Annotated in this window: 17 protein-coding genes; 7 read left to right on the forward strand and 10 right to left on the reverse strand. The window is 45.0% G+C overall.

Annotated features, from left to right (window positions below; all coding sequences use genetic code 11):
• Positions 1–52: 52 nt before the first annotated feature.
• Entirely contained in the window at positions 53–373 is a 321-nt protein-coding gene (locus tag QSH61_RS18355) for a DUF6482 family protein (RefSeq protein WP_102057782.1), read from the reverse strand.
• A gap of 530 nt (positions 374–903) precedes the next feature.
• On the opposite strand from QSH61_RS18355, the gene QSH61_RS18360 reads away from it, so the two are divergent.
• Positions 904–1,272: a transposase gene (locus tag QSH61_RS18360; RefSeq protein ID WP_227386673.1), complete on the forward strand. Its 369-nt coding sequence runs from the start codon at positions 904–906 to the stop codon at positions 1,270–1,272.
• 44 nt (positions 1,273–1,316) lie between these two features.
• Here QSH61_RS18360 and QSH61_RS18365 read toward each other — a convergent pair whose 3' ends face one another.
• The 7 genes from QSH61_RS18365 to QSH61_RS18395 all read right to left on the reverse strand — a co-directional run bounded on the left by QSH61_RS18365 (position 1,317) and on the right by QSH61_RS18395 (position 11,959).
• Positions 1,317–2,441 carry a glycosyltransferase gene (locus tag QSH61_RS18365; protein ID WP_206473519.1) on the reverse strand — a complete coding sequence of 375 codons (1,125 nt, stop codon included), beginning with the start codon at positions 2,439–2,441 and terminating at the stop codon, positions 1,317–1,319.
• On the reverse strand, positions 2,438–3,466 hold the full coding sequence (locus QSH61_RS18370) for a glycosyltransferase family 9 protein (protein ID WP_206473521.1): 1,029 nt from the start codon (positions 3,464–3,466) through the stop codon (positions 2,438–2,440). Before QSH61_RS18370 ends, QSH61_RS18365 begins: the two co-directional genes overlap by 4 nt.
• Positions 3,467–3,468: 2 nt before the next feature.
• Positions 3,469–4,815, reverse strand: a complete 1,347-nt coding sequence (locus tag QSH61_RS18375; protein WP_206473522.1) for a 3-deoxy-D-manno-octulosonic acid transferase — start codon at positions 4,813–4,815, stop codon at positions 3,469–3,471.
• Between the two features lie 131 nt (positions 4,816–4,946).
• Positions 4,947–7,361, reverse strand: a complete 2,415-nt coding sequence (locus QSH61_RS18380; RefSeq protein ID WP_206473524.1) for an FtsX-like permease family protein — start codon at positions 7,359–7,361, stop codon at positions 4,947–4,949.
• A gap of 227 nt (positions 7,362–7,588) precedes the next feature.
• Positions 7,589–9,985, reverse strand: coding sequence for an ABC transporter permease (locus tag QSH61_RS18385; RefSeq protein WP_206473526.1), 2,397 nt, complete (start codon positions 9,983–9,985; stop codon positions 7,589–7,591).
• A gap of 2 nt (positions 9,986–9,987) precedes the next feature.
• Positions 9,988–10,695, reverse strand: a complete 708-nt coding sequence (locus tag QSH61_RS18390; protein ID WP_102057788.1) for an ABC transporter ATP-binding protein — start codon at positions 10,693–10,695, stop codon at positions 9,988–9,990.
• 10 nt (positions 10,696–10,705) lie between these two features.
• A complete protein-coding gene (locus QSH61_RS18395; RefSeq protein WP_206473528.1) occupies positions 10,706–11,959 on the reverse strand; it encodes an efflux RND transporter periplasmic adaptor subunit in 1,254 nt (417 codons plus the stop codon).
• A gap of 249 nt (positions 11,960–12,208) precedes the next feature.
• Between QSH61_RS18395 and QSH61_RS18400 the strand changes: the two genes are divergently transcribed.
• From QSH61_RS18400 to QSH61_RS18415, 4 genes are all read left to right on the forward strand, one after another.
• Complete coding sequence (locus QSH61_RS18400; protein WP_010606973.1) at positions 12,209–13,621, forward strand: sigma-54-dependent transcriptional regulator; 1,413 nt, start codon at positions 12,209–12,211, stop codon at positions 13,619–13,621.
• An 11-nt stretch (positions 13,622–13,632) separates the two neighbouring features.
• Positions 13,633–14,958 (forward strand): sensor histidine kinase, encoded by a 1,326-nt coding sequence (locus tag QSH61_RS18405; RefSeq protein WP_206473530.1) that lies wholly within the window; start codon positions 13,633–13,635, stop codon positions 14,956–14,958.
• 132 nt (positions 14,959–15,090) lie between these two features.
• Entirely contained in the window at positions 15,091–15,867 is a 777-nt protein-coding gene (locus QSH61_RS18410; protein ID WP_206473532.1) for a LytR/AlgR family response regulator transcription factor, read from the forward strand.
• Between the two features lie 139 nt (positions 15,868–16,006).
• On the forward strand, positions 16,007–17,974 hold the full coding sequence (locus tag QSH61_RS18415; RefSeq protein WP_206473533.1) for a TonB-dependent receptor: 1,968 nt from the start codon (positions 16,007–16,009) through the stop codon (positions 17,972–17,974).
• Positions 17,975–18,012: 38 nt separating this feature from the next.
• Here the strand turns inward: QSH61_RS18415 and QSH61_RS18420 are convergent, their stop codons facing one another.
• Together QSH61_RS18420 and QSH61_RS18425 are read right to left on the reverse strand one after the other, a co-directional pair.
• On the reverse strand, positions 18,013–21,438 hold the full coding sequence (locus QSH61_RS18420; protein WP_206473535.1) for a GMC family oxidoreductase N-terminal domain-containing protein: 3,426 nt from the start codon (positions 21,436–21,438) through the stop codon (positions 18,013–18,015).
• A gap of 137 nt (positions 21,439–21,575) precedes the next feature.
• Positions 21,576–22,778 (reverse strand): acyltransferase family protein, encoded by a 1,203-nt coding sequence (locus QSH61_RS18425; RefSeq protein WP_206473537.1) that lies wholly within the window; start codon positions 22,776–22,778, stop codon positions 21,576–21,578.
• Between the two features lie 167 nt (positions 22,779–22,945).
• Between QSH61_RS18425 and QSH61_RS18430 the strand changes: the two genes are divergently transcribed.
• Both QSH61_RS18430 and QSH61_RS18435 read left to right on the forward strand, forming a co-directional pair.
• Positions 22,946–23,809, forward strand: coding sequence for a LytTR family DNA-binding domain-containing protein (locus QSH61_RS18430; protein ID WP_206473539.1), 864 nt, complete (start codon positions 22,946–22,948; stop codon positions 23,807–23,809).
• A 230-nt stretch (positions 23,810–24,039) separates the two neighbouring features.
• Entirely contained in the window at positions 24,040–25,326 is a 1,287-nt protein-coding gene (locus QSH61_RS18435; protein WP_174170170.1) for a LysM peptidoglycan-binding domain-containing protein, read from the forward strand.
• Positions 25,327–25,331 lie beyond the last annotated feature (5 nt).

Below are 25,331 nucleotides of genomic sequence, written 5' to 3' on the forward strand. Positions count from 1 at the left end.
CGATAACTTTTAAGGCTTAAGCGCTCACTGGTGGGCGCTTAAGCCTTTTTGTTTAAACGGTTATGTCGGATGGAGTTAAGTGACGGATCTCCATATTGCTGATATGCGTTCCCGAAGAGTCCTCAGGACCAATTTCATCATAGGCAGACTCAACTCTAAGGTAGGCTTGAGTTGCGCCGAGTTCCGCCAGCTTTGTCTCGGCCTCTCGCAGCGAGTTAAACGGCGTTAGTTTACCCTCAGCATGCATTAAGATATGCAAGTTCCCATCACTATCTTGACCACCCGCAAGATAGTGATTTGAATCCGCGTAGCTAAGCACGATGGCATGGAGTTCTTTATTAGCGATTTTTTCTTTGAGTGTGGCAGCAAGCATAATGCTCTCCTCGTTTAACCGATTAATAATTAAACGGCCCTTGTGCGTGTTTGGTTCACCTTGGTTGTCGTGAATGTTTTGTCGAAAATCTGTTGTCGTGATAAATCACGACCTACCATCCATTCGTAGGTCGAGGTTTACCTCGACGGGGTAATCATTTATCCCCTGTTGTCGTGATAAATCACGACCTACCATCCAACCGTAGGTCGAGGTTTACCTCGACGGGATAATCATTTCGCCATTCGCAAACCTGTTGTCGTGATAAATCACGACCTACCATCCAAACGTGGGTCGAGGTTTACCTCGACGGGGTAATCATTTCGCCATTCGCAAACCTGTCGTGATAAATCACGACCTACCATCCAACCGTAGGTCGAGGTTTACCTCGACGGGGTAATTATTTATCCACCACAAACCTGTTGTCGTGATAAATCACGACCTACCATCCAAATGTGGGTCGAGGTTTACCTCGACAGATTTAATCGAAGGGATTATCTTTAAAACTCATCTCTCAATTGCAAGGAGTGCACATGAGCTGGAATGACCTGAGAAAAGGCAGGATATCAATCCCGTACGCAGAATACTTCATTACGTTTAACTGCCATAAACGCACGCCCTATTTTACGGATTATCGGCTGGCACGATTGTTTTGCCAATCTATCTCACATAATGAACAAAAGTTTAAGTGCTGCTGGCAAACATGGGTATTAATGCCAGATCACTTTCATGGCTTACTGACACTTGGAAATGCACAACTTGGTAAGGTTGTTGGAGAATTAAAAGGCAGAACAGCTTACCTGCTAAACACAGAATTTGGCAAAGCGCGTATTACGATCATATGCTCAGGTCCACAGAAGATAGGCATACCATTGCCCGGTATATTGCTGCAAACCCACTAAGAACCAAGCTAGTAGGCCGCATTGGTGATTACCTTTATTGGAACTCACACTTTCTGTGATTGGCTGGTTAAAGGCGCTCTTCCCAACTCAGTTAACACGCTTCGATACACCGACAAGTTACCTTCCGCCATCACCTCAATGGCAAATTCACTGCACATTTTAGCGCGACCTTTACGGCCCATTTGCTCTCGTAAAATCGGGTCCTGCAATAAGCGATTAAGATCTTGAGTAAACTGAGCTTGATTACCAATCGGAGCAAGTAATCCGGTTTCATTGTGCGCAACCGCTTCGGGAATGCCACCGGCAGTAAAGCCTACGACAGGCACGCCAGATGCGCTACTTTGTAATAACGCTACGCCTAGCCCTTCCATCGATGCTGGATGTGCAACAATATCAACCGCCGGTAAAATACGCGCTACGTCTTGTCGAAATCCCACCAGCTGGACAATTTTTTGCAGCCCCAGCTCATCTATACGCGCTTGATACTGTTGCAGCTTTGGCCCTCGGCCAAACAGTAATACACGTAAATTAGGATGCTCAGCAATGAGTTGTTTGGCTGCACGCATGATCACATCCTGCCCTTTGCGCTCTATCAGTTGCGCAAAATTAGCCACAACCAAGGCATTTTGTGGTAGTTCAAACTCATCAAGCAGCCATTGCCGCTCCGCACTATTTGGTGCAAAGCGCTCGGTATCGACGGCACTGTGGACTAACTTTACTTGCTCAGAGGCAACACCTTGTGAGAGTAATACTTGGCGGATCCCCTCTGAGATAGCGATAACTTTATCGTAGGCTGGGTACTTTAATTTTGACCACCAGCGTGGCTCGGTGTTGTCGACTCGTCTCGATAAAATAACAGGAACATTAAGCAACTTAGCGGCAAGTAATCCCCAAGTATCAACCCCTCGACGGCTGTGAATATGAACACAATCAGGCCGATGATGGGCAATAGTCTTTCGTAAACGCAAACATTGCATGACATCGAGATCGCCTGCCATTTTCACAGGCTCCACAACAACTTGCTTATCAACGGCTGCAATCATTTCACTATTAGGCGGGCAAACCAGTACGTTCTCAATGCCCTTTTGCTGTAACGCTTGGGTTAAATACACCACTTGCTGTGCGCCGCCATATAAGTGACGACCCGCTTCAATATGCAGAACTTTCATAGCACTTCTCCCAGTGCGCTCGACACTCTTTGTGGCGTGAGCCCTACCATACAATCAAAACGAGCCTCACAGGTTGGCCGGCGTTTGCATGGTGAGCAAGCAAGTTTATCGCTCAACACGCGACCATTTGGATTAAAGGTGTTTTCATACGGTAAGGTTGAACCAAACAATGCAATAACCGGGGTATGATGCGCCATCGCCATGTGAGTCAGTCCAGTATCAACGCCAATCACACCTTTTGCCCCCCGAATGATCTCGCTGCACTCAAGTAATGTCGTTTTCCCAGTTAGATTAATGATCCCCGGCATCTGTTTTTCTAAGCGCTCGCTATGAGCGATATCACTTGGTCCACCCAATATAATAATATGCGCACAAATAGACTGATTTACTTGTTTATACAACTCACGCCAATGCCCATCTACCCAGTGTTTCTGTGCTCTCGTTGTAAACGGACAAAACACCACATAAGGTTGACCTTGCGTATGCTCCAATAGCAGTGCTTTTGTGTGTTGTTGTGTCTCTTTCGAGGCAATGAGCGAGTATTGAAATGCCGTTTCTGGCGCACCAAAAAATTTCGCTGCAGCTCTGTATTCCGAGCTGATATCAGCAGACCAAGGCGAGGTCACTACCTTATTCATAAGCCACTGACTGCCCTCGCGACTATTGATCCCAACCTTATATTGAGCGCCGCTAAGCCAAGCTAGCACGCCACTTTTAAGGAGTCCTTGAGCGTCGAGCACTAAGTCAAATTGTCGACTAGCCAACTGCTTTTTAAAGCTATTAACTTGCTTAAGTAGCGCTATGATCCCCTGTGCTTTTCGCACTTTTTGCCACTCATTGCGAGGCCACAGGATCACCTCATCTAGCAATGGATTTTGTTGTAGCAAGGTCGCGCCAGCAGGCTCTGCTAACCAGCTCAGTTTTGCTTCTGGGTAACGTGTCTTTAGTGCAGAAATAAGACCTGACGCCATCACGATGTCACCAATGGCACTGAGTCGGACAATAAGGATATTGTTGTATTGCATTGTTATCTGATCACCATTGGATGTAATCGGGTACTATGAACTGGCCGTTGTGCCTGCTTTAACTGATATAAAACTTGCAATGTGGTTGTGTGTAGTGCGCCATTATGCTTTGCGATAGCAGCTTGCCCAGCCTGTATTTGTTGTACTGTTGCAGCACTATTTTGCCAAAAGCCGATGACTTCTTTAGCTATTTGCTGTGGTTCGTTACCCTCAACAAGTGCACCAGCTTGACTCAGCGGCGCACATATATCTTCACAATTTCGTCGACTACTTCCCATTACGACGGCAGCCCCTTGGACAATGGCTTCGGCAGGATTATGACCACCGAGCTTAACTAACGAGCCACCGATAAAGGCAACGTGGGCATCACGATAAAACGCAAATAGTTTGCCCATCGTATCGAGCAGATACACTTGCGTATTTGCCGTTAGTGTTGGCGCGTGCGAGTAACGCTGACAGCTCAGCCCGCTTGCTTGCAGCTGCTGCCATACCTCATCAAATCTTTCAGGATGACGCGGTGCGATAATTAGCTGAGCTGCTGGATTTTGCTGTAACAACTGTTTGTGCGCTGCGACCATCGCTATTTCTTCAGTGTCATGCGTGCTCCCCGCAATCCATGTCAACTGAGAGGGTTTTTGCGTTGGGTCGGCATGTTTAAGCTCTGGCCAATCGTACTTGATATTACCGCACATCATCAGTTTTTCTGGTGGTACACCCAACTCGCGAAAAGCTTGATAACTTAGCTCACTTTGCGGCAGAATTTTATGCACCTTGGACACCATAAAGGTAAAAAGACCTAACATGTTGGCATAACGATTTTTTGATCTGTCGGTCATGCGAGCATTTACCAGCATCACTCGACTGCCTTGGTTGCGCGACTGGCGAATAAGGTTCGGCCACCACTCCATCTCAACCGACATGGTCAATACCGGATTAAAATGCGTCAAGAACGCACCAACCGTCAATTGAAAGTCCAGTGGCAAATAAGTATGAATGACTTGCTCCCCCCAGTTGCGCTCAATATAGTTGGAACCCGCAACCGTGGTACAAGTAAAAACAATGGGTAAATGAGGATGCTGTTTACGCAGCTCAGGAATAAGTTTAGCAATGGCGGCACATTCACCAACGGAGACGCCATGTAAATGAATACAGGCGGGTAAACGCTTACAATCGTAGACACCTAAGCGCTGTAAAAAGTGCCTTTTATAACCCGGTTTACGTAGCCATTTTTTTAATAAGATCAGCGCAATCAAAGGTAAACACAACAACAGGATACTGTTGTAAACACCAATCCAAAGTGAATTAGCTGATCTTCTACGAAGACGAGAGGTTGTCTTAACCTTAGCCATAGCTACACCTTGTTATTCAAGCCTGAATTAACCCCAGTGTAACTATGGTTTTTGACACTAAATTGACAGCGAGTTATACCAACTTGCTTTATTAAGTGGTCTATTTAAATATTAAGCCAAATTGCTATCAGCTACTCGTAGCGCAGCGCTGATGAGGGGCGCCGGCTTGCAACCTTGTAGGTAACGAGCACAACGGTAAGCCAAGTAAGCAAGATCACAAGTAGGCCTGCGACTCCATAAATCCATATAGATTGATTTATCCGCTCATTAAAGCGATTAAGCCACTCACCAACTAGCCAATACGTCAGTGGGACCGCAAGTACCATACTCAATGCAGATAACCACAAATACTCTTTAGCAACCAAGCTAATTAACCCAAGACGTGTAGCGCCTAACACTTTACGGATAGCTAATTCCTTTTCTTTACGCAAGGTAGTAAATGACGCTAACCCAAATGTTCCGAGTAAGGTCAGCAATATAGCTAAAGGACTAAAGATAGATAGCATGGTAAGCGTATAAAGTTCATTCTTGTGGGCCGCCAAGAACTCATCATTGAGAGACTGAACTTCTATATCACGACGATTGAGATGTGCAGCAAGGACTTGTTCAATTTCAGTGATCACGTTATCTGGATCAATGCCTTCAGCGATTTTTAATACCACATTTGCAGTTTCACCATCAACATGACCAAGCATCAATGAAGTAGGTTGTACCGCATTATTCACGGAACCAATTCTGATATCGTCAACTACACCCACGACATTGGCTGTCAACTTTCGCCTTGGCACGGTAACAGTGACGCCGATTACCTCATCAAGCTTCTCATATCCCGCTAAATGAGCCATTTTTTTGGTTATCAGGATAGCGACATGCGCCTCTCCATTTTGCTGTTCACGATACCAATCTCCAGTGTAATCGCGACTAAAGCCTCGTCCAGTAATCAGCTTTAACCCGAGTACATCAATTACGTCATAACCCGTATTGATTACTGCTAACATGCCGTCATAGGTTTCGCCATTTGGCCAAGTGTAATGCATCCCACCGTTAATGGCGGTTGCATAATTGGTATCGCTCAATGTCCAACCAGCCACACCTGAGATCTGGCCTAACTCATCAAGCAATGCGTTTCCTTGTTGCTGATAGATCAGCTCTGAGGGCAATTCTCGAATGATAATTCGCTGTGCTTTTTCGTAACCTACATCCAACTGTTTTACCAGCATCATTTGTTGATAGAGTATGCTGATAGCTGCTATCAGCCCTACGCCAATCGCACCTTGTAAGCATAAGGTTATTTTGCGGATCCTTGCTGATGAACGCCCTCGACTAAAATCGCCACTTAACACTTTTTTCGCACCAAATGACGAGATAAATAAAGCTGGATATAGCCCAGAAAATAAACCAACCACTGTCAATGTAATTACAAGACCGAGCATAAATAGAGAGTTGTATACCAATGTCAGGGGCTGCGCGATTAACTGATTAAAGTGCGGCAATGCCAACTCAACGATTACAACCCCTAAAAACCCTGAAAACAGCACAATCAGTAACGATTCTGACAGGAATTGTGTGACGAGTTGCGACTTACTGGCACCTAGCGCTTTACGTATGCCGACTTCTTTAGCGCGCTTTGCAGCACTGGCAATATTGAAGTTAATAAAATTAGCGCTGGCTATGATCACAAGTAAAGTACTCAGCACAACGCTCACTTGCAGTGCCAAATAAGACCCGCCTTGCTTCATCTCTACGGTGCCATTGGTATGAAAATGCAACTGGGTCAATGGAATAAACTGAAACTGGATGTCTTTGAAGTTCGGGTTTTTAGCTCTTGTTTGCATCTCGCGCGTCATCTCTTGCGCTAACGCGTTAGGATCTGCTTCTGGCTGCAACTTTAAATACACATGACTACTAAAAGGACCGCGCTGCAATTTGGGTAAGTACATCAGCACATCAAAATCAAAGTGTGTATTTGCTTCTAAATCCGCAAAAACAGCAGCCACTTCATAGCTTCCCCCATCGTATTCAAGTTGCCTGCCGATAACATCTGTGTCGCCAAACAAGCGCTTTGATTCTGTCTGACTAAGGGCGATAAGATTGGGCTGAGAAAGGGCCTGAGTTAAGTCTCCATGTAATACTGAGATATTCACAAACTCAGCCAAATTTGGCGTCGCAACATACGCCTTTTTGAGCTTAAAGCGCTGATCTTTAACCTTCACGATATCCGCCATTGGTTCGCCACTATATTGTAACGATTCAATCCGACTAATAATCAACAGTTCCTTTATTTGACTGTGCTTTTGCATCAGCAGCGGCATTCTAGGGTCAATCGCACCGCGCACGCCCACACCCACAGAACGCAAATCTAAATGTACTCGATAAACATTATTTGCATCAGGCTGATGTTTATCAACAATCAACTGACTTTGGGCAAATAAAGCCACGATAATTGCAGCAGCAATTCCAATGCTGAAACCGATGACATTGAGCAGTGTGTGTAGCTTTTGTTTTTTACTTACCCGAATTGCCGTATTCAAATATGAAGTGAGCATAGAAGATCCTTTTTAGTTATTTTTTATAAAGATATCCAGTACAAAGTCACTTGATTTTTCCACTCGCGATTGTGACTCACTTTTAAAAATGACTGCTTGTAGCAGTATATTCACACCATTCAAAAGCAGAAATGGTTGTGCCGATATTGGCGATGAAAACACCAAAGAATAAATGATGAAAGCGGCCTAAATTAGGCCGCAATTTCTTGAGTGATTACCAATTTAATTTACTCATATCGCAAGATCAGCGACGGACGCGTACTCGCGGCTTTAAAGGCAAGGGTCGCCACAGTCAACCAAGTGATACCGGCAACCACCAAGGCTGCTGCGCCATAAACCCACATTGCTTGCTCAATGCGGTCATTAAAGTTTGCAAGCCAATCACCAACGAGCCAATAAGTTACCGGATAAGCAATGGCGATACTGACTCCCACCAAAATCAGGAACTCTTTTGCTAAGATATTCACAATGCTTAGCCGTGATGCCCCCAAGACTTTGCGTACAGCTACTTCTTTTTGACGGCGAACCGTTGCAAAGGATGCCAATCCAAAAGTGCCTAAACAGGTTAAGAATACAGCTAGCGCGGTGAAGATAAGTACTACCTTAGAGATACGCTCATCACCACTAAGTACCGCCCTATAACTATCTGAAAGTAGATTTATCTCTGGTTCATACACGTTTGCGGTTTTTGCCAACACACTAATCAAGTCTTGTCGAATCTGTGCTAAATACTGCGGGTTAATCGTTAAGATTACTTCAGATGTTGGATTAAAATAAGTAAACCCCAATAAAAACATAATATTAGAACTCGCTTCTTGTGCATTCCCCACTTTGACGTCAGCGACGACGCCAACCACTCGCATCTCTACGTTGCGGCCAGTATCTTTGATAGTTTTGCCAATAATATCTGCAACATTACTGTAGCCAGCTTGCTTAGCGACCGACTCGGTAATAATGGTGCCTATTGTGGTTACGCCGTTAACTCGATTTGACCAATCACCGGCAAACTCTCGGCTAAAGTCTCGACCTGCAAGTAGCGTTAACCCCAACCCTTTGACTACCTCGTAGCTTGTGCCAATAACTGGCGTTAAGGATTGCGACTGTTCACCATTTGGCCACGTTGGTACTAGGGTGTTATTAATCGAGCGAGTCAGCTGCGTATCTATCACACTGATATGTTCAACGCCCTCAATCGCCGCGAACTGTTTAACTAATGACGTTGGCGCTTTTGTAAAAGCCGCTTTAACGGGTACTTCTGAGACCACCAAACGCTGTGTGGTTTCGTAACCAAGCGGTAAATTTTGCAAATGTGCCAACTGGTACTGTAGCGTTATCGAAGCAATAATTAACCCAACCGCAAGTGCTGCTTGTACAGTTAAAAGACTTTTGCGCACCCAAATCGCGGTACTCCCACGCTGTAAATCTCCGCTTAGTACGCGTTTAGCACTAAAAGATGAGATAAAAAATGCAGGATAGAGACCCGCCAACAAACCCACGATGACGGCAACCGCGACTACTACGACACTAAACATAGATGCATAATCAATACTTAATTCACGGCCAATTAGATTGTTGAAACTTGGCAATAGTAACTCGACCAAAACACAGGCTATTGTCATTGCAAGCAATGACACGAGTACAGACTCAGATAAAAACTGTGCAACTAATTGCGACTTGCTGGCACCAAGAGCCTTGCGTACACCCACTTCTTTTGCACGTTTGGTCGACTGTGCAACCGTCATATTAATAAAGTTAAAGCCAGCGATAAGGATCAGCAGCACGCTTAAACCAACACAGATCATCACCACTTGTTTCGCACCACCCACTTTCATTTCAAACGGCGACTTTGCAGTAAAGTGAAGCTCCGTTAAAGGGTGTAATTGCAGCGATAAGCGACCCTTAAAATCACCGAAATAATATTTCTCAGTCAGTATGCTTTCCAAAGCAATAACATCTGTTTGCGGCGCCAATCTTAAATAAACATAACTAGAAGTTATATCCGTATTGACTGGATCATGCTCTACAGACACTAGGTTTTTAAAGCCAAAATGCGTGTTTTCGGGTAAATCTGTAAATACTGCACCTACCGTATATTGGCCGTTTTTATGCTGTAGAGTCTCGCCAACCACGTTTGTGCGACCAAAAATACGCTGAGCTTCTGAACTACTCAATGCAATGCTATTCGGTACACTCATGGCGCGACTTAGACTACCTGCCACCGTTTCCATATCGATAAAATTCTCGATATTTGCAGTTGCGCCATAAAGGTCATTCAGTTTAAAACCTTGATTTTTTACTGTCACATCTACTTCAGCTTCGCGAGTAAACTCCACCATCGTCAGCGCAAAAACCTCTTCAACTTGGCTATATTCAAGTGCTCGAGTGCCATTGATGTAATTAAAAATAGGAACGACCCCAAGCCCTAATTGCGAATAGTCTTGTGCAATTCGATACACACGCTCAGCATGAGATTGCTGGCTATCGTAAGATAGTTCATTTTTTGCAAACAGTGCGACCAAAATTGCCGCGGCTAAGCCCACACTAAGCCCAAGCACATTTAAAATAAAATGCTGTTTTTGCTGCTTAAAAGCACGCAATGCTGTTATTAGATAATTCACTATCATCGTTATGCCACCTCTGATTTTTGTGGTTGCACCACCGTGTTGGCTTTGTCTAACATCACTTGGCCATCGAGAAGGCGTACAAGTCTATCCGCGTATGATCCCTCTTTTTCTGAGTGCGTTACCATGATCACGGTTGTGCCTTCGCGGTTTAGCTCGCGTAACATCGCCATGACTTCTTCGCCGTTTTTGGAGTCCAAGTTACCCGTTGGCTCATCCGCTAAGATAAGTTTAGGGTTAATAACCAGCGCTCTTGCAACCGCCACACGCTGCTGCTGACCACCAGAAAGTTGCTGTGGTAGGTGATCAGCGCGGTGGTCGATGGCAACGCGTTTTAAAATCTGCTCTACACGCTGCTTACGTTCACTTTTTGAGATATTTTGGTATTGCAGCGGTAGCTCGACATTTTCAAACACAGTCAGCTCATCAATCAGGTTAAAGCTTTGAAATACAAAACCAATAGACGCTTTACGTAGCTGTGAGAGCTGCTTTTCGCTATAGCCCGCAATGTCCGTGCCCGCAAACTCAAACTGCCCAGATGACGGTGAATCCAACATCCCTAGGATGGACAATAAAGTAGACTTACCACACCCAGACGGGCCCATGATGGCGACAAACTCACCTTCATTAACAGTTAGGTTAATATCGTTTAGCGCAGTCGTTTCAACGTCTTGAGTACAAAATACACGGTTTAGGTTAGTTAGTTTTATCATTGTTATATCCTTAGAAATTGAGTTGTTGCGCTTTGTCGAAGTTGCTATAGCTTGAGGTGATCACTTGCTCACCTTGTGATAAACCATCTAACACTTCGTAATAATCTTGATTCTTTTTACCTAAGCGAATGTCACGACGCTCGGCGGTTTTGCCATCACTTGCCAACACGTATACCCAATTACCGCCAGAGCTTGTAAAAAAGGCACCGCGTTTTAGCAATAAGGCATTTTCTTTGTTGCCGCCAAGCATCAGTTCGACATCTATGCTTTGGCCGCGTTTAATGTCGCTTTGGCCGCTTGGTAACGCCACTTCTACCTGAAATTGTGATTGCGTTACACGGCTATCAATTTTGCTCACCTTGGCACTGACTAAGCCACTGTCTAACATCACATTCACTGCCATATCCGGTTGTACTTGATTTAAATAAAACTCATCAAGGCGGACAACCAACTTGTATTCATTCGGAATGTCAATTTGGCCTAACCGTGCCCCTTTACTCTTTGACTCACCTATTTCAACATCCAGCTCACTCAAGTAACCCGATACCGGCGCTTTGATCAGTAGGTTTTCGAGATTTTGACGGGCAAATTGCAAGTTCTTCTGTAACATCTCAGCACTGTCTTCTAGCTGTTCTACTTGCACTTTACGAATTGAATTTTCCTGCGCTTGGCGCTCTAACGTCAGCTCCTTTCGGGCCTTGTAATACTGTAAATCGTCTTCGATTTCAGACAATCTGTCGGTTGCCAGCACACCTTTTTCAACGAGTGGCCTGGATTGCTTATAACGACGTTCCAAATGGCTAATTTTTAAGTCAATTTCCAGCAAGTCACGGCGTAAATTAAGGCGACTGGTTTCCATGGTCATTTGGGTGTTTCTTAGGAAGTTAAGCTGCTCTGTTACTTGTGCTTCGCGACTCATCACGTCTAGCTGTAAACTGGTATTGCTCAATCTCACTAATGGCTGACCCGCCTCAACAAACTCACCCTGCTCCACCAAACGCTCTTCTACTTGACCACCCGCGATGGTGTCTAAGTAAATCGTGGTTTTGGGTACGACTTGACCACGCAAGCTTAGCGCGTCCACAAACGCCCCTTTGCTTACGGTACTCACCGTAAGGCTACTCAGTGCGAGATTTTGACTACGACCTGAAGAGGCAGTGTTATTGAATGCCAGTGCCGCTGCTGCAATGCTCAGTAGTACACCACCTGCCACCGCTTTCTTAAGATGTTTTTGCAATCCTGAACGCTCTATTTTCTTATCCATAATCACGCCTCTTGTTGTTAGTCGGTTAAATCGTTTTATCGAATATGTATGACTAATATCAAACACCATGCCAAGCTTAATTTTATTAGTAATTACAAAACTTTAGGTATCTACCATTATATTCTAAGAATAATAAGTGTCCGGAAATAGAACACATCAAAAATCACAAAGTGTCCATAAATGAACACTTTTCGTAGACGAGATCTAAACGATTGCGGTACGCTAAAAGAAAAATAAAGCGATCAGGATATGAAGCAGGAAGGCACCATATTAATTGTCGACGACAACAGCGATATATTAATTGCAGCAAAGCTTTTGCTAAAAAAGCATTACCAAACCATCATCACCACAGATAACCCCTTTGATATAGAAGCGCAGATTACATCGCAGCAAATAGATGTGATCTTGCTCGACATGAACTTCAGCCAAGATGCTATTAGTGGCAAAGAGGGCTTCTATTGGTTAAAGAAAATTGTCGAGCAAGACCCAAGCATCGTGGTGTTGTTAATGACCGCCTATGGTGACATTCAGCTTGCCGTTGACGCGATAAAAGCAGGCGCCGCCGACTTTATCGCTAAGCCTTGGCAAAACGACCAACTACTCGGTGCGGTTGCCGCCGCATTTGCGCATGCCAAAGACAAACAACAGGTTGGTAAGCTCACTCGTCAGACGCAAGGGTTAAATCAGGCACTCAATCAATCCAGTGGTAGCCATCAATTTGCTTTTTTAGGACAAAGCTCGGCCATGCAAAAGGTATTTAGTACCATCGAACGCGCGGCACTCACCGATGCCAACATTTTGATCACCGGCGAAAGTGGCACGGGCAAAGAGCTTGCCGCCCACGCCATTCATCAGGCGAGTATGCGTCGCGACAATACCTTTATCAGCCTAGACATGGGTGCTATCTCCGAAAGTTTGTTTGAAAGCGAATTGTTTGGTCATAAAAAAGGGGCGTTTACCGATGCGAAAAGCGATAAGGTCGGTCGCTTTGAACTCGCACACGAGGGGAGCTTGTTTTTGGACGAATTGGGCAACCTGCCGATGGGCCAACAAACAACGCTACTTGCAGCGCTACAAAATCGACAAGTCACTCCTGTAGGCGGCAATAAGCCTATTTCAGTGGACATACGGCTTATCTGTGCCACCAACGATAATCTGCAACAAGCGGTTGATGAAGGTCGTTTTAGGCAAGATTTATTATATCGGATCAATACCATAGAGATCCGTCTGCCACCGCTTCGCGAGCGTGTCGATGATATTCCACTGCTCGTAAACTACTACCTTGAACACTTTTGCCACAAGTATAAAAGGCAGCTTGAGGTAAATAGCAGCGACATGCAATGTCTACAAACCTACCCGTGGCCCGGTAATGTCAGAGAGCTCGCACATGCTATCGAACGTGCGGTGATCTTAAGTGAAACCGAGTTTTTGGATATCAGTACCGTGATTGGCACTAATCCCACGGCGGCACAAGCAAGTATGGAAGATACCTCGGACACCAATACACTCACTTTTGAAGGCACTTTCAACCTTGAAGAAATTGAACAACGTACGGTGCGTGCAGCGCTCAAGCATTATCAAGGCAATGTCTCAAACGCAGCCAAAGCGCTCGGGTTAACCCGAGGGGCAATGTATCGTCGCTTAGAAAAGTACGATTTGTAGGAAGAAAAGAAATGACACGCGTTGCTCACCATCCCATCCTTGTTTTTTTCTTTACTATCATTGGTCTAGTAATTTCCAGTGGGCTCTCGCTATATTTGTATATACAAGGTGGCTTTTCGGCAACTTGGCTATTGATCACCCTTATTACCATCACGTTTATTTCAACCTTATACTTTCAATTTAACAAGCAAAACAAGCACATGGGTTTTGTACTTAAGTCTTTAGCCAATGGCGATAGCTCCTTGGGACTAAGCCAACATCACCCAATGCGGCAACACTTAGAAGAGATCAAAACGCGGATCCAAAGCGCGCGGTTGAGCGCCGAGCAGCAGGCTCACTTTTTACAAACCTTGCTAGTGCATATCGACTTAGCGGTTTTGGTGTTCGACAGCGAGGGGAAGGTTATTGAATCAAACCCAGCGGTAACCCGCCTACTCGGTAAACCCATTAATCAAAGTCAAGACTTAGACCATCTTGCACCTTTGGTTAATGAATGCGATAAGAGCTTGAAAACGATAGCAAATTGGCAATATGGCGAGCAACAAGATAACTTGTCTATACAAATAACATCAGCGCAGATCCAAGGGCAAATTCGTAAAATTGTCACCTTACAATCCATTCGTGATGCATTACAAAACAAAGAGCAGCAAGCCTATAAACGCCTCACCAAAGTGCTTACGCACGAGGTAGCTAACTCTATTACACCTCTGGCATCCATTGCACAAACCTGTGGGGGACTCTTGCCCGACACATTGAGTTTTGACGATGAAGAAGATAAACAAGACCTCGCCTTAGCGTTGCAAACACTGGCAAAACGCACTGAGTATCTGGGCGCTTTTATCGCCCGTTTTAGAACGGTGAGTAATTTACCCAGCCCAGCGCTGCAACCTGCCCAGCTTGCGCCGCTGGTAGAGGGCATCTATCAGTTACATCAACAAAGCTGTCATCAAGCGAACATAGACTTACAGCTTGATGTTAGCCACTCCCAACTGGTGATGTTAGACACGGCTCAAATTGAGCAAGTACTTATTAACTTAACCAAAAATGCCATAGAAGCGGTGCAGCAGCGCAATGAAGAAGATCAGCGAAACACCCGCCAAGTGGTATTAAAGACCGGAGCCAATAACGCAGGCCAGCACTATATAGAAATAAGCGATAATGGGCCCGGCATTGCCGAACATGTAGTCGACATGATTTTCGTGCCGTTTTTTACCACTAAACAACAAGGCTCGGGGATCGGCTTAAGCCTCTCAAGACAAATTATGATTAATCATGGCGGCGACTTAATTTATCTTAGGCGCGAACAAGGCGCATGCTTCAGATGCGTATTTGGTTAACTCACTTGAACTTTGCTTAAGGGCTTATCTTTAGTTCAAGGCAAATAAGACCGCATGCCAGGTCGCTCCTTGAGGATTTGTGAACTTATAAAAAATCGGTAAACTAGAAGTATCTAATTTAGGGAAAAGTTCGTGCACACCGTATACAAACCTATTCTTACTATTACTGGAATTGGCTGGACTGCCGTCATCATATTTTTAACCGCAATCGACTTACTGCACGATTGGGTTGAGATAGAAAGTGAGCGGCTGAATAACCCTATCTGGTGGGCTTTGCAGGAATGGGGGCTTTGGTATATTTACACGCCAATACTCTTCTTGTGGTTAAATAAACTCAGCCAACAGAATAGGGTATGTTGGCGCGATTACCTTGTTTGCTGCTCGGTTTTATTCGTGATGAGCATGTCTATACAAGCCGTATTCGACTACTTCGTTTACTGCGATGATCTTCCCTATACCCTGTATTATTTTGCGCCGTTACATCCGCTGGTGATCTACGTCTGCTTTATGGTTTGGCACAAGTTTATCCGTATTGAAAGCAACGAAGAAAACAATAGCACCGCGATAAATCAACGTTTACTTGTGGATTTAGGCGGCGATAAGTCATTTGTACAGATCAAAGATATAGTGCACATTGTGGCTGCAAAAAACTATGTTGAAATTCATACCGAGTCACACCAATACCTCAAGCGAGCAACCTTATCTCAGTTTGAAGCCATGCTGCCAACCGATATATTTGTGCGCACCCACCGCTCTTATTTGGTTAACATGACATATGTTGAACGTATCATCACCAAAGCGTCAGGCAATGCCATCATCAAGTTATCAACGGGCGCGCAAATTAGCTTGAGTAAAGGTTACAAGAAAGCACTAAAGTCACGCTTTGATACGCTTTCTCAGGCCGCATAACACCAGCGAGCGACGTGAACCCGCTTACGGTTTCCCGTCGATCCGTCCCATAGAACCACCTTACGTACCTAGTAATTTGTTTTATCTGCTTTTTTATTTTTAATAGCGCAATGGAGAGCTTTTTATTCAAAGAGGAACAATGACACGATTTCATCCCTTCACGGCTGCCTATTACGCTGTAATGAGCGTCATAAGTAGCAGCGTTTACGCCAATATGGATAACGCTAAACCGAGTGTTTATGCTGGAAGTTCACTGCAACAGTTTGCAGCACAAGATGCACTTGCAGCCATCGAGCGCTTACCGTCATTCACGCTCATTGAACAAAGTGGTGAGCGCGGCCTAGGAGGCAGTTCTGCCAATATTTTATTAAATGGCATGGAGATCCGCATAAAGTCTGGATCGGTCTCGGAGTATTTAAAACAACTTCCCGTTGACAAAATCGTTGCGCTAGAAGTGTATCTAAGTCACCACCCATTTCCTTCACTTAAGCAATATAATCAAGTTGTTAACATCATTCGTGATGAAAAAAACAATGCCTATAATTGGCAACTAGGTAGTGCAATAAATGCCAGTGCCTCCACTGGCAAAACAGCAATGGCGGGATTTGTATTACCTAAAGGGCAATGGACACACAGCGGTCATATTCAAGTTCAAGATGAGCCGTTTAAAAGCACCAGCCAAGGTCAGCTGTTCGCGTCTGATAACACACCCGAAGAAAAGAGCGAAGAAACATTTAAAGAGCAAAGTGAGCGAATAACGCTCTCACTTACCAGCCACAAAACCATTCAGGATGGTGCCCTAACGCTCAATGTTCAGGCTGTAAAAGACAACTTGCAGTCGCAATACGAATGGCTGTACCGCACACCAACTTCATCCAGCGATGTTGAATCTGCGTTTTCGCAAGAGCGCGATAAAACAGACATAACCGAAATGTCTATCGATAGGCAGTGGCAAGGTCAGCGCTGGAGCACACAGCTTACAGGCTACTACTCAAAACAAAAGAATGAGTTGCACATGCTTGATGGTCTCTCTGCGCAACTTTCAACACCGGGCTTTACACAGTATAAGCGTACTGACGAGCGAGTAATTCGCCTGATGGTAAACGATGCTGTCTCGGAGTACGGTCTTGAGGCCAGTATCAATCGCGTGAATGCCAACACAATATTGCCCGAGGAGCAGTTACACAGCACGATAAAAGAGCTAAGTATTGAGCCCTTTACTGCTTTTACTTGGTTGCTTTCACCAAAATGGCAGTTATACAGCAAACTGGCAGCCGAACAGGCTACGCTTTCGACCAACAGTAGTAAAAGTGAAGATATTCAACATTTCATCGTCAAGCCGTTGGTGCGATTAAATTATGACGCAACAAAACACATTCAGCTTACGACCACCTTAAAACATGAAGTGGAACAGCTCGATTTTTCACTTTTTTTACCAGAGCTCAACGCAGGATTTGGCCGCTTACAGTTTGGCAACCTTGAAATAAAGCCAATGCAGTACACTGAACTTGCGCTGCAAATTGATATTGAAGAAGGTGAAAGATGGCGTTTTAACGTTAAACCTTTTTATCAGTGGCAAAAAGATGTGCATGAATATCAGCAAGATAATCGAGGTGAAAGCATAGTTGCAAATGCCGGGGATGCCGCGCTTTGGGGACTAGATGGTGCAGTTAATCTAGACTTATCAAGCTGGATCAACAACAGTCAGCTCAATCTTGATTATAGTTATCGAGACGCATCATACCGTGACGCGCTCACAGGAAAACGTACGATTAACGGGACTGTTCCACATTGGGCTAGCGTGCAATTTCGACAAAGCTTTAATCGCTTTTCTTGGAGCGCAGAGATTTCCAGCGGGGATAGTTATCGCGAATATTACCCCGATGAGCAGTTTATTGAATCAGGCTCATTGCAATTGACTTTACAAGCGCAGCTTCAAGTAAGCCAGCAAGTTAAGCTCAACCTAGAAGCTTCGCCACTCACGTCTAGATATAAATATCGACGCTTGTACTACAACACCTCACGGGCAGATAGCGTAAGCGCCGTGGAAACGATTCGTGAACGTGTACCACCTGAGTTTGCGTTCACGCTCAGTGGTAGTTGGTAGGCCGATACTAATCGTGCCTACCGACTTTAGTGTCCTAACTAATATCGCTCTAAATGATTGAGAATATGAGGAAAAACATCTACATCAGCCTGACGCCCAAAGATACAATCTATATGCGCGTAATTGGGGATCACTTTACGCGTAAACTTAGCCTCACCAAAGGCAAGACAAAGACGTTCATAGGTTTTTTTCGTGCTCTCGGGTAAATAACATTCGTTATCTGCCCCGCTAATAAATAGCGTCGGTACGTTTAACCGGTTGATGTGTGGCATGTAAACGTCCTTGCCATCTGCATCGACCAGTTTTCCTGCTCGGCAAATTGCAGCAAGGTGCTCAAGGGTTTGAATATTGGCTTCGGCAAATAGTTCATCAATATGCTCATGCAGCAAATCGGTTAACTGGTCATGACGGTATAAGGAGGCGTACATAAAAGTCACGCGATGGCAGCTGTCATTGTTGCATCGCCCCTGTGCTTCAGCGAGCGCGTACAAGCCCAACGCCTTATCATACAAAGAGGCAAGCCCATTGCTCTGCTGTGGTACTCGCGCCGTTAGCGAGTCTACACCCAGCCTTTCTAAAAATGAGGGGAGATGTAAACCTGTCTTCATTTTCGTTGCCATCGGCACCACCACGTCCGCCGCAATTTGTGATGCAACAACACTTCGAACCCCTGAAAGGCCGCTAAGCATAGACATAAAGAAGGTCGTAGCACCATAACAATGCACCACCGCCTGGATACTATCTGCTCCCGTGATGGTTCGGATCTTGTTCACTGCAGCAGGGTAATCGTATTTCGCTACCTGATCGCCATTTGATTGCTTTGCGGCAGCAGGCAACAAAATACTGACTCGATAATCCAATAGCCACACGTCATATTGGTTAGCGACTAGGTACTCGACTAAGTTGGTATCTATCATATCGGTGGAAAAGATACTCGAAGCAACTCCCAGCCCATGCACTAACATAACCGGGCCCTTGTCACCGCCACGATAACGAGTCAGCGATAGCTGCACATGATCAGCTGTATCAAACAAGTATACTTCAGGTGTTGGAGCCCTTAGCGGCCGTTTTTTGCGCACCAATTCACCACTGTGCGTTTTTTCTTGGTAAAAAATACTGCCGTAACTCTGATATAGTGTGCCCGCAAAAAATTGCCCAAAGCGCGCGATGGCTTTTAAGCGAGCCGCTTTACTCTCGGCATGACTTACACGAATAGTGGCAAGCTGCGTCACAAAATCAATCGGCGCTATTTTCATAATACCATGACCACATACGGCCCCTTGAGTATCTTCTCCTTCATGAATATCAACAAATAAAGTTGTAGTATCATCCCAAAGATCGAGAGAATGAGGGTCGTCTTTGATTAACTTAAAGGCATTAAAGAAGTACTGTTTGCCATCCTCCGCCATTAAATTCATTTTATAGATCATCTTCCGAGTATTTGGAGGAAAGGCCTGACGCTCAAACAGACGAAACTCACCATTGCGAACGGTCAGTGGTTTATCAGAAAGCAGATTACACTCAACGCGACCCGAAATATGCGCTTTATGTTGTGGGTCGGTCAACATCACCTCTAGATCCGTCGAGGTGACCGTCAATACAAACGACAGCGTTTGGTTTGTTTCTTGGCCCTGCTGATAGGCAGCCAAGTAGGTTTGTAAAGAGGTCGTGCTTGGCTCTACCACGCGGCTAAAATAGCCCTGCATGCGCTCTGTAAACGCCAACCCTGTTGTAGTCGGCTCAGCGCTACGGGAGCGGCTTGACGGCAATTGATAGTCAATTTGCCAATCACGGTCCTTGGCGATAAGCGCACAGCAGCGCTCCGTCAATGCACTTATCGTAAGCAGCGGATTGACCGCAAGTGACGTTGGAATGATGGCACCATCTGACACATAGAGCGAGTCGTAGCAGGCATCACTCTCTCCCGTAAACACTTGCCCTTTATGATTCACCACCCCTTCGGAACCCGTCTCAGCAAGCCGACAGCCACCTAAAGGATGAACTGTAACCAAGCGATTATTCAACCACGGTGACCAAATTGGGTTTTTAACATAGGTGCCACCGAGCGCAGCTGTCGCTTGAAGCAGCTTTTCACTCGCATGATGAAAATTAGGCTGAGCTCCTAACTCTGGCCAACGGATGTTCAACTTGTCTTGCTCTAAAGTTATGACACCTTGGCTATCGTCATGGCTCATTACTAAGTAGGTCTGAGTATGTTTTACCGCACCATGATAAGCGCCTCGCCATTGGCTTTGCCATACTCTCGCTTGCTCCTCCAAAGCGTCATAAAAACCATGATCCGTGTCGAGTCCAACTACACCCGCTGCACTTGCAAGCGCAGTTGGTAACACTCCTGCCATGGCGCCGGGTAAACTTCCCTCTTCAATAATCATTTGTTGCGCGCGTTCGCTCGCTTCACGAAGATCGATTGCACTAGTGATACAAGGCCCTGTAGGCGCTTTGTCTTCAGGCTCTAGATTACCAACCCCAACACCATCAATTTCGCTGTCGCAGTTATAGCCAAAACCCAACATATCGCCATTACCAGTAAAATGCTGACCAAGTTGCGAAGAGATAGCCAAACCGCGACTTTGGCTACGCAATAAAATTTCATTACTGCCCAGCGTGCCTGCAGCCAAGATCACAAGATCCGCCTCAACAAATAACGGTTCAGCAGAAAAGCACTCTGCGCCGGTTCCCATGTCTTGGTAAAACACCCGCCAACCGGAGTCGGTTTTCTCCAAGTAGCGCACACTGGCCTGGCAATAAATTTCTGCGCCATGATTCCAAGCATCCGGTAAGTAGTTCATTCGAGTGGTGTTTTTAGCATTAAAATTACAGCCAGACACACAGTCTCCGCAGTTATTACATGCTTGCTGCTCAACACCCACATGGTTGATGCCACCTTCTGGGGTCGCAAAACATACATTGATTGGTACTTTATTAAAGGGGGCTTCTAATGCATTTGCCGACTGCTGGTGAGCCTTAAGTTTATTCAAAGTTGGGTAATGTTCAGGGTATAAGGCAGGCTTCAGCATCTCTCGAGCTCGCGAGAATCCCTCTTCCAACAAACCATCCTCATCATCTCTAATCGCGTGTGGCCATACTGGATCTCTCAGTACTGCATCTACTGGGGGCAAAGCAACATTGGCATTGATAAGAGAGGTACCACCTAAGCCACAACCGACGACGACATTCTGTTCACGGTGCATATGAATATCAAATAATCCCAAATGAGAGCCCTTGTGCCCTGTTTGGCTATTAAACTGCAACTCACCAGCGGCCTCCAACTCGGTATCCGGAAATTCTCCCGTTAAAAACTCGCGTCCTCGCTCAAGTAGGCAGACTGATTTTCCGGCTCTCGCCATGCGTGACGCAGCGATAGAGCCACCATAACCACTACCAATAACAAGTACATCGTAATGCGGCTGAATTGCCGCCAGAGGTGAAGAAATTGGTTTCATTTGCTTGATTCCCTCTTCTTATTTTCGCTCACCACCTTGCCCGTGGCGATGCTATCCGTGAAGTATCCTCCACCGGAGGCATACTGACCCTAGCAATAAGAGTAGAGCATTTATTGAACAATGGTGCAGTACACTGGTTAAATAATCCGGAGGATCAGCGGCAACAATAACAAACACCCCACCCCCCAAAGAATTTTATTGTTTGTCAGCAAGGCGGCGCGATACCCCATCATCAACCCAAGGGAGCCCAGCTTTGGCACCAGCCAAAACAACAATCCAGAAAATAGCAGTGTTCCTGTGATCACCAACAGGCTCTCAGGCACACCACCGAGTTGATAACGGCTCAGCCAGAGCGCCAAGGCAATAATCACGCTTTGATGCCAGAGATAAATGGGAAACACCGCTTTATTGAGCCCCGTAAGCAGTGGATGAGGACGGTTAAGATAACGCGCCGCTAATGCTAATATCAACAACACTGCGCACACACGCTGTAACACCAACACAAGACTCCCACCCCAAGTAATGAAGGTAGTGCGCGTGTCTTGCTGCAACCAGTAAAAATGATATAAAAGCAAAATAATCATGGCGTTGACGGCACAAACCCACAGCAGCACTTTACCTTGTCGAGCAAGCCAAGCCCAAAACCGATTATGCTTAGCAAGCAGATAACCTGCGAGCAGAAAAACAAACCCCTGAAATTCTCTTTTGCTATCACCTTCCAATGCCAACTGAGCCCAGAGTAAGCTTGCAAAAGCCAGCACGCTTAGTAGATAAGTTAACCAGCGCAAAGTGATACAATGCCGGAGCATTACTTGAAGCTTAGAATTAAAGACGATATGCAGTACAGCAAGGAGCAAAGTAAAACGCCATAATTCTCGCAAATACCACAAGTGATTGACATCGACATGGGGCCAAATACCGCTTTGATATTGACTAAATAAAGGACTGTTAAAATCAATAAACTGTTTGTAAAAATCAACATACCCGAGCGTTAATCCAGCATTTTGCTGCATTTCTGCGTACAGTTGCACTGGCACAACAACCCATATGCCAAATAATAGTGGGAGCAATAACAAAGGAGTACGAAAGAGCATGGCTGTGCATGCTCCTTGTTTATCAAAAATATATCTAAGCGCAACTCCCGAGATAAACCAGATAAGCAACATGCGCCATGGTGAGATCACTAACATCAGATATTCTAGCCAAACCGAAGTATAAGCACTTTTGTAGTGAAAACCCCAGTTAGGTACATATAACATAGCGGTGTGATAAAAAATGAGTATTGTAAATGCAATAACACGCAGCCAGTCTAGCTCTACTCGCCGATTTAAATGATCCATGTTATTTTCTTTTTGAAAGTAAACTTACCCCTACAGTGCGCCAATACAGCGTACAAACAAACGAAATTTGCTTAAATAACAATAGCTAGGGATAAACCGTGGAATAGAGGGATAAAATAAGTGACCGCTTTGCGTCCAGTTGCTAGAGTAAAAGAAAAACTCAAACCATGATGTTTTCACGTACCTTTATTCAGCAATACCACCCTTTGATGGCAATGGCATTACTCGCCCTCTTTCTGGCGATTAATAGCACCTTAAATGCCATTACTCTGATCATGGATGCCAACCGAGATGCGCAGCTCGATTTTGCGCTGTGGGAACCTTTCGTGTGGGAATATACCAGTGCAGCTGCCAGCTTAGCCTTAATTCCCGTCATATCTTGGTATTTAAACGCATTTCCTTGGCAGTGGCATAAACCTGTTAACGTCGCTTTTAGCTTTTTTATGGCCTCACTGTTATTTTGTTTTGGCCATGTTGGCATCATGGTGTTATTACGTGAAACGATTTATTTTAGTTTGCAACTAGATTACAACTTTCACCTTTCTTGGTTTGAACTTATCTATGAATATCAAAAAGATGCATGGAGTTTGGTGTTCTTTATTGCACTCATAAAAGGTTATCAATTTAGTGTCTCCCATATGCTTGGTGAAGCATCTCCGATAAAACAAGAAAGCGATGAAGGTGAAACACTCCACAAACCTATTCATCACTTATTGGTACGTAAGCTTGGTAAAGAATTTATCGTTAAAGTTGAAGAGGTTGAGTGGTTACAGTCGTCTGGAAATTACGTCAACCTACACGTAAATGGCCGCATTTATCCGCTACGCTCGACGCTTGCTACTTTATGTCAGCGCTTAGACCCCGTTGGCTTCGTGCGTATTCATCGCTCTTTTGCTATTAATGTGTCTAAAGTGGTAAGTATTACGCCACTCGCCAGCGGTGACAGTGAAATCGCATTGCAAAGTGGGAAAGTATTAACGCTCTCGCGAACCTATAAAACACAATTTAAGCACCAACTACGCCTTGAATAAATGGGCAATACACGATCAGTGAGTAATCGCGTGTTATTGCGTTAATCCCATTAATCAATGATAAATGCTGTAACGCTAAAGTTCATTTTGTATCCATTTCATCGCTCTACACTACACAGCCGCAACAGGTAAGGTGCCTATTTTTGCATTTGCACCGAATTTATATACAATCTTATGCGGTTCAGATGCCTCATTGGACTGCATAATAAAAGGATAATAAAAAAGGCTCTATGAAAAACCTCATCACTCCATTACTCGCAGCAATCCTGCTCCTAAATGGCTGTAGCCAAATACAGCAACCTCAACAGGATGAACCAACGCCAGATAACTCCGTGCAAACTGGTGTAAATAAGCCAAGAGAGACAGTTAAAAACGAAGCTAAAACGGTGGTTAAAACACCATATGATCCGCTCGCAACTGATGATTTATGGCTCCGCATTAAAGATCAGCTCAGCTTTGCCGATTCCGACGATAAGCGTGTAAAACAACGGATTGATTGGTATCTCAGGCATCCAAACTATATGGATACCATCAGTGAACGTGCAGCGCCGCTACTTTATTACTTAGTGGAAGAAGTCGAAAAGCGCGATATGCCAATAGAGCTTGCATTGATGCCGCTAATTGAAAGCGACTTTAATACCCAGGCCTACTCTCACAAGCATGCTTCGGGTTTGTGGCAACTCACACCGCTGATTGCAAAACATTATGATGCCAAGATCAACGCTTGGTATGACGGTCGCCAAGATATCGTAGACTCGACCCGTGTCGCATTGGACTTTTTGCAATACCTCCACAAACGTTTTGATGGTGATTGGTATCATGCCATTGCCGCCTATAACACAGGTGAAGGTAGAGTGCTTGCAGCCATTGAACGAAATAAAAAAGCAGGTAAACCAACTGACTTTTTCCATTTGAAGCTACCGCGCCAAACAAGTCACTACGTACCAAAGCTACTTGCGGCATCACAACTGCTAAAGCATGACTTAATGAAGTTTCCTAAGATCCCTAATCGTTCGTTAATCAGCGTTATTAAACTCGAACAACAAGCTATTTTATCTGATCTTAAAGGTTGGAAAGAAGTCGAGGTATTAAATCCAGGCTATGCACGTTTTCCTGCATTACTCGGCGGCCCTGAGCATATTGTCATCCCTACAGCGCGCGTGTCAGAGTGGCAAACCATGCTCACACACTTACCAAAAATGCCCGCGGATACATGGCAACATTATACTATTCGACGTGGAGACTCTCTTAGCACCATTGCAAAGCGCTACTCGCTAACTGTCGCCGAATTAAAAGCCTTTAATCAATTAAAGAGTGACCGTATTCGTGCAGGAAAAAAGCTAATTTTGCCCATTTTGGCAGACAAACAACTGGACTATCAGATCAAACACGGCGATAGTTTATGGCGCATTGCGAAACAATTTAATGTCAGTGTCGCTAAGCTAAAGCAATGGAATCAGCTTTCGACAGATAGACTGAAAATTGGCGATACGTTACTCGTATTTCTGTCGCCCTAGGGCGT

Origin of the sequence: Pseudoalteromonas sp. JC3 (assembly GCF_030291895.1) — a bacterium.
Taxonomy (GTDB): domain Bacteria; phylum Pseudomonadota; class Gammaproteobacteria; order Enterobacterales; family Alteromonadaceae; genus Pseudoalteromonas.

Excerpts from the sequence above, each read along its gene's own strand:
- QSH61_RS18420 (WP_206473535.1), bottom strand. The coding sequence starts at position 21,438 with ATGAAACCAATTTCTTCACCTCTGGCGGCAATTCAGCCGCATTACGAT.
- QSH61_RS18380 (WP_206473524.1), bottom strand. The coding sequence starts at position 7,361 with ATGCTCACTTCATATTTGAATACGGCAATTCGGGTAAGTAAAAAACAA.
- QSH61_RS18415 (WP_206473533.1), top strand. The coding sequence starts at position 16,007 with ATGACACGATTTCATCCCTTCACGGCTGCCTATTACGCTGTAATGAGC.
- QSH61_RS18395 (WP_206473528.1), bottom strand. The coding sequence starts at position 11,959 with ATGGATAAGAAAATAGAGCGTTCAGGATTGCAAAAACATCTTAAGAAA.
- QSH61_RS18435 (WP_174170170.1), top strand. The coding sequence starts at position 24,040 with ATGAAAAACCTCATCACTCCATTACTCGCAGCAATCCTGCTCCTAAAT.
- QSH61_RS18400 (WP_010606973.1), top strand. The coding sequence starts at position 12,209 with ATGAAGCAGGAAGGCACCATATTAATTGTCGACGACAACAGCGATATA.
- QSH61_RS18425 (WP_206473537.1), bottom strand. The coding sequence starts at position 22,778 with ATGGATCATTTAAATCGGCGAGTAGAGCTAGACTGGCTGCGTGTTATT.
- QSH61_RS18405 (WP_206473530.1), top strand. The coding sequence starts at position 13,633 with ATGACACGCGTTGCTCACCATCCCATCCTTGTTTTTTTCTTTACTATC.
- QSH61_RS18385 (WP_206473526.1), bottom strand. The coding sequence starts at position 9,985 with ATGATAGTGAATTATCTAATAACAGCATTGCGTGCTTTTAAGCAGCAA.
- QSH61_RS18430 (WP_206473539.1), top strand. The coding sequence starts at position 22,946 with ATGATGTTTTCACGTACCTTTATTCAGCAATACCACCCTTTGATGGCA.
- QSH61_RS18360 (WP_227386673.1), top strand. The coding sequence starts at position 904 with ATGAGCTGGAATGACCTGAGAAAAGGCAGGATATCAATCCCGTACGCA.
- QSH61_RS18375 (WP_206473522.1), bottom strand. The coding sequence starts at position 4,815 with ATGGCTAAGGTTAAGACAACCTCTCGTCTTCGTAGAAGATCAGCTAAT.
- QSH61_RS18390 (WP_102057788.1), bottom strand. The coding sequence starts at position 10,695 with ATGATAAAACTAACTAACCTAAACCGTGTATTTTGTACTCAAGACGTT.
- QSH61_RS18365 (WP_206473519.1), bottom strand. The coding sequence starts at position 2,441 with ATGAAAGTTCTGCATATTGAAGCGGGTCGTCACTTATATGGCGGCGCA.
- QSH61_RS18370 (WP_206473521.1), bottom strand. The coding sequence starts at position 3,466 with ATGCAATACAACAATATCCTTATTGTCCGACTCAGTGCCATTGGTGAC.
- QSH61_RS18355 (WP_102057782.1), bottom strand. The coding sequence starts at position 373 with ATGCTTGCTGCCACACTCAAAGAAAAAATCGCTAATAAAGAACTCCAT.